Origin of the sequence: Faecalibacillus sp. H12, from assembly GCF_013361255.1 — a bacterium.
In the GTDB taxonomy this organism is placed as follows: Bacteria; Bacillota_I; Bacilli_A; order Erysipelotrichales; family Coprobacillaceae; genus Faecalibacillus; species Faecalibacillus intestinalis.
This window is the reverse complement of record NZ_JABWDK010000049.1, coordinates 1-11,389: the sequence shown is the minus strand read 5'-3', so window position 1 is coordinate 11,389 and position 11,389 is coordinate 1. Positions and strand designations below refer to the sequence as shown.

Below are 11,389 nucleotides of genomic sequence, written 5' to 3'. Positions count from 1 at the left end.
CTAAAGTTGTCCCCTAAATAATTTGGCTTTCCCCCTAAATTATTTGGTTACCCCTATGCTGACAAGTTTGTGATTACTTTTTAATAAATTTTGAAATAAACCATCATAGCAATAAATCTATTTGATAGCTCTTTTCATATATATTACATTTTATTTCATCTTTAAAGACAATTCTATTTTTGATTATCTTTTAACCTATATTTTCTATTTGTGTTTGTACCAATAGCTTCAATTGTTTTCATTTCTGATAATATTTTTCTTGTTCTAGCAGAACTAAGATTTAGATATTCAGCAATATCATTTGTTTTGGATTCACCATTTTCTTTAAGATAATTTTCAATTTTTACCATGTTTTCTATTGTTTTATTTCTAATCGTACTTCCTTCGCTTGTTTTCTTCGCTTGTTTTCTTCGCTTGTTTTCTTCGCTTGTTTTCTTCGCCTTTTTTTCTTTGTTTGTTTTATCTACAAATTCAAGTGTTAAGACAGTTCGATCAGGATCAAATCTTTCTTCAATAACAGGTTCTTTCCATCCTTGATCTTCCCATGTATTGAAGATATTAGGAACACCACTTCCAGAACGTTCACCTATGTTTACAAGATTAAACATTTTCATAAGAGTTTTATTACGCGGATCAGATTCCCCACCTTTTCGCATTTGTTCCTTTCCAGTTCTAATATATCCAGGATTTTCGAAAATAATTTGATTTTGATCTTTTTTAATAACAACCCCTCTTGTCCCATAGTAATCTGCATTAATCAAACAATTAGCCAATGCTTCACGAAGTGCTTTATGGACAGGTGTATCGTCTATCCTGTCCCCTCCTTTCATTGAAAAAGGAACTTTAACATCTTTAATGATTTTATTATAGACTCTAAAATAAAAGTCACATATATTTCCAGACCATTCACCTGAACTTGATTGTAAACGATCAGTCCAACGAATAGATGGATCTAAAACTTCTCGATAATCTAAAAAATAATCTGGAAAATGACGTACAATATTATACTCATTTCCAAACATCAACATTCCTGCTGCTGTAGGATGTAATTGATGATCTTCTTTTGAAATTGCTGCTGCACCAATGCTTCTTAAATATTCATCATTATTTAATCTTTCAAAGGGATGTCCAGCATTTAATACTTGATGTCTATTTCGATAACCATGGATTGTTTCATAGTTTAAATCTTCTAATGGAACATCATCTAGTACTTCCATATCCATTGTTTTTTCTGCTTGGTCACGTAACATTGTTTTAACTTGCAAACGTGTACAATGATAATCACCATCATGATTTCTTCTATATGTTCCATGAAATAAATTATTATTAATATAGACAGGTTTTTCTTCCCTTCTTGCCATTGGAACATGAATCACAATAATTTGATCATCTTCTTTTTTATAAACTTCTACATCATCATCTCTTAATAAATTAATACTTACTTTTTGTCTATTATTAATATCATTCCAAAATTGTTTAATTAATTTTTGACAACTGTCAGCATCTAATCCTGAAGTAGACCATGTTCCATCTTTATTTTCTATTACCCCTAGAATAATAACTCCACCATATCCATTTGAAAAAGCAGAATACGTTTCCCAAATGGAGTTTGGTAAACCATTTTTAGCACTTTTTACTTCTCTTCGATTATCTTCTTTATATGAATCAAATTCATCTAAATCAAATAGTTTTTCCACAAAGATTATTCCTTTCTTTTGATCATATATAATATATGTTCATATATTGTATAAATTATACTATTTTTACTTCTAAAAAAATAGCTTATTTTAGCAAAAAGAAAAAGGCACTGAATACTCAGAAACCTCATTATTTCTTAAATACAACTAACTTACTTAAAATATAATTTAAGATAACAACAATCACATTGACAACAACTTTAGCAACAACATCATTAACAATATTAAAATTCACTAAGAACCACATTAACACCATATCCATGATTCCTGTTGCTAACCTAGAACCAAAAAAAGAAATTGCTTCTTTGATAATTTGATTATTTTTACTATCAAAAACATGCTTTCTATTTGTAACATACGCAAATAAAACAGATAAAAACCATGCCATTGCATTAGAAAATAAATAATTCATATGTAAAAGATTTGAAAAAATGTAATAAACAACAATATTAACAACCGTTGTAAGTACTCCAAATACTAAATACATAATGATTTCTTTATTTTTTTGAATAATATTCTTCATATATTCTCCTTAAACAAATATCTTTATAAAACAAATTATTAATAGCATGAATACAATAAATTTAAAGGTATCCATATCTACAATCATTTTAAATTTCTTAGGTATACTTCTAACAATTCTGATATTACGAAATGAATCAATCATTTCATTTGTCATATCCATTAAACCTTTTGCACAATAAGGAATAAGTAATACAAAATATGTAATTGTATATTGTGATTTTGCTTCCCAAAATAAATGAAAAATAAATCCACCAATAAAAATAGTAGGTAGCAATAATCTATGTAATTTCATATGTCTTCCTGTAAAACAAATATAAGCTAGTGTTCCTAATAATACAGTAGACTCAAATACATTAAATATTTGATACCAAAGTTCGCTTTGAATATAAAAACTACTATGTCTTGTAACCCACGTTCCTTGGAAATCAGGATTACACCATTGTGATACAGTTTTCCTATATAAAAAATCAATAAATTCACTTGGATGTGTTATATAATTAAATAACGTATTTTTTAAATCATTCTTGGCTTGTGTATTCGCAAGATCATAATCTCCATTATTGTTTTCATAAACACTCCAGTTATACCCATTATACCAACCAGGAGCTACATCACTATCTTGTAGTCCCATTTCTACATAAGCAATCATCGGTATACCTTTACCAAGTTCAATACCTGTAATATTTTTGATAATTGTATTAGGAATCATTGAAGAAGCAAAATAAGCCGGTACAAATAAAATTAATAAAATAATGGATGTATATTTTTTATTTAAAATAATATCAAATAAAATAAAGATGACCATTGCAACAAAAACAATCATATAATTTGATTTAAACATCATTGCGAAAATAATTGACCCTATAGATAATAAAATATACTTAATTTTACCTGTTTCAAAATATTGATATCCAGCAAGTATTGCTAGTAAAGAAAAAGCATGTCCAAAAAGATTTCCATATACAAATGCTATATAAAAAGTTAATGGAAAAAAGATAAATAATAAAATAAGTGTCCAGTTCTTTAATTCGTCATTTCGAAAACTAATTTGTGATATTTTGCATAAACAATAATAACTAACTAATAACCCTATAATATTAAGTACTTGAAATGCTTGATAATTATTTTCTCCAAAGATAAATGATAAATAGTAAAGAATAACAACAATTCCCGCTTGATTAGAACACTTTCCTACATATCCCATTGGTGTAAAATAACTATAATTGCCATTCTTTAATCCAGCTGCTGCTTCTAAAATAGATGCCTGATCAGCTACAGGAACAAAATCAAATTTGAAAATCATAAAAATACCAACAATCAATAATATCAAGCTTAATATAATAAATATTTTATTAAAATAATAAGTATCCTGTGTTCTATAATGTTTTCTAACAAAATAAACAAAAAACAATACTATGATAAACCATAATAATAAATAAAATGGTTTATCAGCGACAATTGTTGTATGCTCATCCCAACTTAAATAAGCATTATTAAATAAACATAACAATGTAAGTAATAATGTTATAGCAGCAAAAAATCCTAATACAACATTTTTACCTAATTTCTTTAATTTTGAATCAAACACATAATCACCTTCAATTTAAATTATTGTACTTCCGAAACAAACAGCTATATAACTTGAATAACAAATAACGAATAATAAAATATAGATCCCTATCATTGATAACTCTATATATCTTGATTTTATTTGTATTTTATTTTCAATAAATTCACTAAAATATTCATAACCAATACTCATAAATAAAGCAATTGGAATTAAAATAGACATAATATACCTTCCTTGAGGTTGATAATCTATAGAATAAGAATATTTTATTGATAAAATAATTGGAATCAAAACACATAAAATTAAACATATTATAAAATAATTTTCAAATTTAAATTTGAATTGATATTTTCTTTTTAAAGCAATAAGCATCATAATCATACCAAACAAAATTATTATTAAATATAAATAAAAACGTTTTCCACTAATCATATATTGCATATATCCTGTGGTACAAATAAAACTTTTTATAGTTGTTATTATCCAATTTGTATCAAAAATCATAGAAAACACACTAATTCCTTGATTTTGATAAGTATCTCTTTGTGATAATTGATAACCTGGCATTGCATATTTTTCACCACAATCGTACATAGAATTCATTCCTAAAAAATCTCCATTATGGATCATTGCATTTCTAATAAAAAACCATCCGCCAACAACTAAGGCAGCAATTGCTATTAGAAATCCTTTTTTTTAAAACTCATTAAATGTAAAATGTAATTTATAACTACTCATACAATATACAATAATACTACATAATATAAATCCATAAGCATTATAATAGGTTAATGCACATATTCCTATAGCAACACCTAAAAAAATACACCATTTACAATTCCAATTTGTTTTTATTCCCTTAATCCAACCATAAACAATAAGTGCTGTTGTAAATATTGAAAACGAATCATTATTTAAATAAAGAGATAAGTACATGAATTGTGGTAATAGTGAAACAAAAATAGCAAAAAGATATATTGTCATCTTATGATTAAATATTTCTTCACCAATTTTACAACATACAAAAAACGTAAGTGCCCCCGCAAGAACACTTGTTAGTCTTGCCGCAATCAATAAATGTACTGGAGTAGTTGTAAAGATAGAAGCTATTTTCATAAAGAAAAAACTAATTATTGAAGGAAGATAAGGTGTAAATCCATAAGAAAATCCCCATATTGCATTTAATATTTCTTTTTCATCACCTTTAGGTAAATATGAATGATTGTAAATAAATAAGGGGATATCATATCTCATATATTCATCTGGTGCTACATTCATACATAATTTTGTTGAACAATAAAATAAAAATAGAAAGAGAATCAATGTTCCTATAATATAAAATTTATTCTTATTTATCATTTGTTTTAATTGCGCCATTATTAATGTTCCTTTTTTAAATAAGTTATTGTTATATAAAAATAGCTGCTTATAAAAAGCAGATATTTTTATTATTTACTTGGATATTCAATACTAAATCCCCTAAAAATTCCATTTCTATTTTCGTTACAGCAATCAAACATATATTTATATCCTGCATCGTCTGTATAATGGAATCTACCATCTGTCTCTTGTTCAGGATCTCCAAAAAGTTTTCTAACTTGTGCATATTTTACTTTATTGTTTAAAGCTAATGTTCCTTCACTTGTTTCTACTTCAATACCTTTTGCTGCTTTATCATATTCTTCTTCAGCATATTCATCGTATTTAACTTCAATAAATGTTACAGATGCTTCAGCAACACTAATTGTTTTTTTAGTTGGATTTTCATATCTTAAATAGAAATGAGCTTCATCTCCACTATCTAATTCAACATTTAAATAGGCAGCCATTGATGAAATACCATTACCTTCTAATTCAACATCTTCTACTTTATCACCTGTATCATTTAATGTAACAGTTCCTACTTGTGATAAGTAATTTGCATATTCACCAACTGTTTCAGGAATAGCAATTTTTTTATCGTCCATTGTAAAATATTTAATCATACCATCAAATTCTTGAAAATCACTTACATCTTTGATTTTAGTACTGCTTGATGTAGTTGTCTTTTTAGATGTTGTTTTTTTATCACTCGAATCATTACTACATCCTACTAATGACATCGATAAAACAAATGTCATTAATACAGCCATTATTTTCTTTATCATAATTGTTCCTCCACGAAATTTTCATTTCTTTTCTTTATTACTATATAACAAATTACAATTATCTACAAATCTTTTTTTCTTAAGAACAAATTTTCATACTCAGATATAATTTTAGCCCAACTATAATCATTGTTTATTCTTTCTTTAGCTGCTTTTCCTAAAGTATCAATATAATCTTGATCAAATGTTTCAACATGTTCTATAAGATGTTTTAAATTATTCTTTTCTTTACCCCAATAAATACATGAATCTAAACCTACTTCTTGATTAAAACCAACATTTAATAAAAGATTTAAAGAAGTAGAGCCTAAAGCTTCTAATAAAGATGGATTTGTTCCCCCTACTTCGTGACCATGTAAATAAGCAAAAGCATTCTTTCTTACACTTTTTAATAAAGCATCGTCATAAATCGTTCCTACAAACTTAATTCTTGAATCATTTTCAAAATGATACTTGTTATTTAAAATATGATACAACTTACTTTCCTGATATCCAGTAACAATCACTAAATCTTTTTTTGTATTTGAACTCATGAATTCTCTAATCATTGTTTCATAATTATTTTCAGGAACAAAACGTCCAACAATTAAATAATATTCATTTTTTGAAACCTCATGTTCCTTAGCCCATACTTCAAATTTTTCTTCATCACTGTTATCAACAACATCTGCTCCATAAGCGATAAATGTTGTTTGGGGTTGATACTTTTTGTAATCTTCTTGAATATACTTTTCAATATTTTGTGAATCACAAACGACATAATCTGCATTTTTAATCATCAATCTTTCAGATAATTTCCAATATTGTCTAATAAACCAATTCCATTTAGCTCTTTTAAATTCATGACCGTCAGGATTAACAAAAACTTGAATATTTTTAGTATGAAACATTTTAACATATTTCTTTAAAAATGGACCAATACGACAAGCTAAAATATAAACAATCCCCTCTTCAATGTTATGATCAACAACATATTGATAAACTGCTTTTAAAGCTGCAATATCATAATAAACTGCTTTTGCTGGTCCAATATTAGGCACTTGTACTTTAAAACATCTTGCTTGATTATGTTCAAATTCTTCTTCATGATCAGACAAACAAGCTACATGATACTTAATATCATCACTGACCTTATACTTTGTTAAATATTCGACAAAGGTTTCAAAGCCACCATAATTAGCAGGTATTCCTTTACTCCCTATAATAAATACATTTTTCATATTTTACATACCTTTCCATAATAATTGATAGATTGTATTATATAAAAATAAATCTATATTTTTTATTGATGGAACTAATTTTCCTTGTTTTTTCATATCATATTTATATGTAATAGTTCTTTTCAATAAATCAACATTGACATTATGACAATATTCTTTTAATAAATCAACCATTTCCATGTTAGACTTATGCACTTGGTCTATACTCCCTGAAACATTTTCTCCAGTATACTTATGGGTATATAATACATCATAATTCACATTAAATTGACATTTATTTTCAATCATCAAAAGCCATAAAAAGTAATCATCTGCCGAATTAACAGACATGACATGCTTTGTCCAATATTCTGGTATACTTGTTTTTTTAATCAAACAATGACCTGGTGAAACAATTAAGTCTCTTACTTTAATAAAACCAATTTGTTTCTTTAAATAATCTTGTGATTTTTGATTTTTATAAATCAAACATTTCCCATTTTCTGATTCCATAATGCCATTAGCGATACATAAATCTGTATCTCCAATATGTTCTAATTGACTTTTAATAAAAAAATCACTAATTTCATCATCTTGATCTAAAAATAAAATATATTTACCTAACGCTTTTTTTAAACCGTTGATTCTTGTTTGATGTATCCCTTGATTTACTTTATTATTAATGACTTCTATTTTAAAATCATATTGACCATTTATAATAATTTCTTCATCAGGATAATCATTAACAAAAATAACCTCTATTTCTTTTTGACTTTCTTGATAATTTTTCTCTATTTTATTTAATAAAGATTCTATATATCCATTTCCTTTATAAATAGGAATAATAATTGACACATCCATACTTTCACATCCTATATTCCATTAAAAATATCCACTAGATTTTGAGAAATATCATTTACATCATACGCTTTGGCCGTTTGATAAGCATGATCTTTAATCTCTTTTATTTGATGTTCATTCATTGATAAAATATCTTCTATTTTTTGATTTAAATCTTTACCATCTCTCGGTTTAAAGAAAAAACCATTTTCTTGATTTTTAATATAACTTGTTGGTCCTGCCATATTAGATGCAATAACTATACAACCACAAGCCATAGCTTCTAATCCAACCAATCCTAAACTATCGCTTTTACGATAGGTTGGAAAACAAAAGATATCAATAGCTGAATAAAATAACGCCAATTCTTTTTGAGTTTGCATTGGATATTTTTTTATCACGTTTTCTAAATGATATTCTTGAATAAGTGCATTCGCTTTTTCTTCATCTTCACCAACACCCACCATCACGATTTGATATTGTTCTACGTTTTCTAATAAACTAATAGCCTTTAAAAAGACTTCCCAACCTTTTCTTTTTTCATATCTTCCTATATAACCTATACATTTTTTATTTGGATCTAAATGCAATTTTTCTTTAGCGTTTTCTATTTCTTGAAAGACATCAAAATTAATACCTCCTGAAGGAAAAATCTTGATTTTATCTTCATTCAATCCATATTGTTCCATCATGATCTTTTGATAATAACTTGATGGTACAATACATAAATCTATTAGAGGTAATGTTGATTTAACTAAAGGAATAAACTTCTCATCATGTGCGTCTTCTGGAACAACGTCATTTCCATGAACATTTACAATAACCTTTATACTTGGTTTTAATTTCTTAATGATTTTAATTAATAATGCACAATGTGAAATATAATGAGCATAAAGATAATCATAATGATGAAATAAACACAAAAAGATACTTTTTATATAAAAACTTAAATATCCACCTAATTTTCCTAACTTACTATCTTTCTTTTTTAAAGCTGATACATCTACTTGATATCCATTATTTTTCAAAATACTTGCTGTATTTTGAACAAACACACCATAATGTTTATATTTTTTAGATGGATACATATTTGATATTAATAATATTTTTTCCATACAATCACCTATTTAATAATGTTCACTAAATCTCCTAAAAAAGTTTTAACTCTTCCAAATCCTTTATATTTTCCTTTTAAAAAGTATAAAATCAAAGAACAAGCTTTCTTTTCTTTCATCATTAAAACTCTTTGTGTTAAATAATCTTTATATTTTAAACAATATTTTTTTTGTTCTCTATTTAGCTCTAATCCCAATGCAAAATTCACATTTTCTATTTGTGCTTTGGTCTGTTCAATACGTTCATTCACTCTTTGTTTCTTTTCATTAATAATATTCCCATCAACAATATTATCCATTCCAATTGTATTATTATTATGAATTCTATAATCAATTAAAGGAATATCTAAATAATAACATCCATTTTGAATAGCAGAAATAATATTCAATTCCCAATCATGAGGCAATTTACCTTGTGTTACTTTTAAATATTCATCTTTAACTTCTTTTTTGATAGCCATACAACAACCTTGAGAAAAATTCATTTCTAATAAACTCTTTAAATCGATTTCCGTTAATTCTTCTGTTACTTCTTTAAAAAGTAAATTATTATTTGAACGTCCTTTTATTTTATTCACTTCGAAACAATTTCCATCTTGATCCATAAAATTAAAACTCGATGCTAGAGATAAAATATTGGATTGACTCATTTTTTCAACCATCACCTCTATTTTATTTAAATGCCAACGATCATCTTGGTCACTTAAAAAAATGATATCTCCATCTACTATCTCTAATCCTTTTTTAAAGTTCTTACGATATCCTAAATTATTTTCATTTTTTATAAGTTTCCAATTAATAAGTTTATAACCATCGATATACTGATGAATCAACTCATAACTATTATCAGTAGAAACATCATCTATTAATATTACTTCATCAATTGGATACGTTTGTTTTCTAATAGAATCTAATTGTTCAATTAAATACTTTTCGCCATTATATACAGCCATTACTAATGATACTTTCATAACTATCCCTTTCTTTTGTTAGAAACAGTATAACATAATTTAAATTATAAAGCGTAGTCATGGCACATAAAATCAACTAGATTTTAATTACTTCGTCTTTGAAAATGAGTAATTAAAAATACTATAATTCTATGTAGCTTTGTATAATTATCATATAGTTTAAATGTGGCTATTCAATAACAAAAATTAGCATTTAATTTTATTTCTTTACTTTACAATTGATATATAAGCAACATTTTAATTATCATTTCTAACATATATTCTAAATACTGATCTTATTTCTTTTAGTAGTAACAGTTTATAAAACAAACAATTCCCATCTATCAAATATATAATGTATATAAAATTAATGCGCCTTTAAAAACATATTTTTCAATTTAACAAATTTCATATTAATTTTCTACTTTTAAGCCTACTATGTTTATAAACCAATACTTTAAATATTTTTTATCTTTGAATATTAATTTAATCTTTATTGACCTTTAAATAGCTTTTCTCTATTTCTTTTCTTTTAAATTCTTCCTTATCTATTCTTATTCCTTTATCATATGCATTTGAAGTTTTCTCATATAATTCTAAAAGTGCAATTTTCTTATTTATATCATCAATATTTTTTCCTTCAAACTTTAATAACGTGTTATTAAGATATTTAGATTTATTATATTCATAATCAAAATAACTATCCTCTTTAAAAATTTTTGATAAGACATTCATACAATAAATCCAAACAGAAACAATAAAAAAAAGAAAACATATCATTTCATATGTATTATATTCATTCAGTTTTTGATTTAATAAGACAAAATTGGACAAATACAAAGATAAAACAAAAAAATATAATTCAATAAATTTTTTTGTTAATAATTCCCATTGTACAAAGTTATATTTAAAATCATATTTAATTTTAATCTTATATTGAATTTTGTCTATCACCACAAATATAAGGACAAAAATAGTCAATACAAAAATATTTTTAAAACTAAAAATATATATAATTTCTCTAATCATTTTCCTATTCAATCTTAATAAACTAAAATTTGGAAAAAATATATATGTACTCATTACAATAACACCAAAAGTCATAAATTCTAATAAACTAACACCTTTAGGTATTATTTTTTCCATTTTCTTCTCAATATATTTAATATCCATTATCATTTTCCTCTCACTATTATAAAACCAATTACTTATATTAACAACAAATCATAAATCTTATATTTTTCTTTAAAATTATAAAATTAAAACTAAAATTCGCTCATTTAAAATGAGCGGTATATTAAATTATCCGGTGCTTAGAGGTTCGCTCTAAATTATTAGGCGGAGTA

11 protein-coding genes are annotated in these 11,389 nt (G+C 25.5%); all 11 read right to left on the bottom strand.

The features are described from left to right. Window positions 1-173: 173 nt before the first annotated feature. Complete coding sequence (locus HUU89_RS15355) at window positions 174-1,697, bottom strand: ATP-binding protein (RefSeq protein ID WP_175302086.1); 1,524 nt, start codon at window positions 1,695-1,697, stop codon at window positions 174-176. A 130-nt stretch (window positions 1,698-1,827) separates the two neighbouring features. Further along, window positions 1,828-2,220 carry a GtrA family protein gene (locus tag HUU89_RS13995; RefSeq protein WP_175302085.1) on the bottom strand — a complete coding sequence of 131 codons (393 nt, stop codon included), beginning with the start codon at window positions 2,218-2,220 and terminating at the stop codon, window positions 1,828-1,830. A gap of 9 nt (window positions 2,221-2,229) precedes the next feature. Then, a complete protein-coding gene (locus tag HUU89_RS13990; RefSeq protein ID WP_175302084.1) occupies window positions 2,230-3,810 on the bottom strand; it encodes a hypothetical protein in 1,581 nt (526 codons plus the stop codon). A 15-nt stretch (window positions 3,811-3,825) separates the two neighbouring features. Then, on the bottom strand, window positions 3,826-4,395 hold the full coding sequence (locus tag HUU89_RS13985) for a hypothetical protein (protein WP_175302083.1): 570 nt from the start codon (window positions 4,393-4,395) through the stop codon (window positions 3,826-3,828). A 93-nt stretch (window positions 4,396-4,488) separates the two neighbouring features. Further along, the gene (locus HUU89_RS13980) at window positions 4,489-5,169 is read right to left on the bottom strand and encodes a glycosyltransferase family 39 protein (RefSeq protein ID WP_175302082.1); all 681 of its coding nucleotides are present in this window, start codon (window positions 5,167-5,169) and stop codon (window positions 4,489-4,491) included. 71 nt (window positions 5,170-5,240) lie between these two features. Continuing rightward, window positions 5,241-5,939, bottom strand: a complete 699-nt coding sequence (locus HUU89_RS13975) for a hypothetical protein (RefSeq protein WP_032090892.1) — start codon at window positions 5,937-5,939, stop codon at window positions 5,241-5,243. A gap of 62 nt (window positions 5,940-6,001) precedes the next feature. Continuing rightward, the gene (cps2T, locus tag HUU89_RS13970; RefSeq protein WP_032090893.1) at window positions 6,002-7,159 is read right to left on the bottom strand and encodes a beta 1-4 rhamnosyltransferase Cps2T; all 1,158 of its coding nucleotides are present in this window, start codon (window positions 7,157-7,159) and stop codon (window positions 6,002-6,004) included. 3 nt (window positions 7,160-7,162) lie between these two features. After that, window positions 7,163-7,999, bottom strand: coding sequence for a glycosyltransferase family 2 protein (locus HUU89_RS13965; protein ID WP_032090894.1), 837 nt, complete (start codon window positions 7,997-7,999; stop codon window positions 7,163-7,165). A gap of 11 nt (window positions 8,000-8,010) precedes the next feature. Continuing rightward, on the bottom strand, window positions 8,011-9,093 hold the full coding sequence (locus tag HUU89_RS13960; RefSeq protein WP_175302081.1) for a glycosyltransferase family 4 protein: 1,083 nt from the start codon (window positions 9,091-9,093) through the stop codon (window positions 8,011-8,013). A gap of 8 nt (window positions 9,094-9,101) precedes the next feature. Beyond that, window positions 9,102-10,064, bottom strand: coding sequence for a glycosyltransferase (locus HUU89_RS13955; RefSeq protein WP_175302080.1), 963 nt, complete (start codon window positions 10,062-10,064; stop codon window positions 9,102-9,104). A gap of 465 nt (window positions 10,065-10,529) precedes the next feature. Continuing rightward, the gene (locus HUU89_RS13950) at window positions 10,530-11,216 is read right to left on the bottom strand and encodes a hypothetical protein (protein ID WP_175302079.1); all 687 of its coding nucleotides are present in this window, start codon (window positions 11,214-11,216) and stop codon (window positions 10,530-10,532) included. Window positions 11,217-11,389 lie beyond the last annotated feature (173 nt).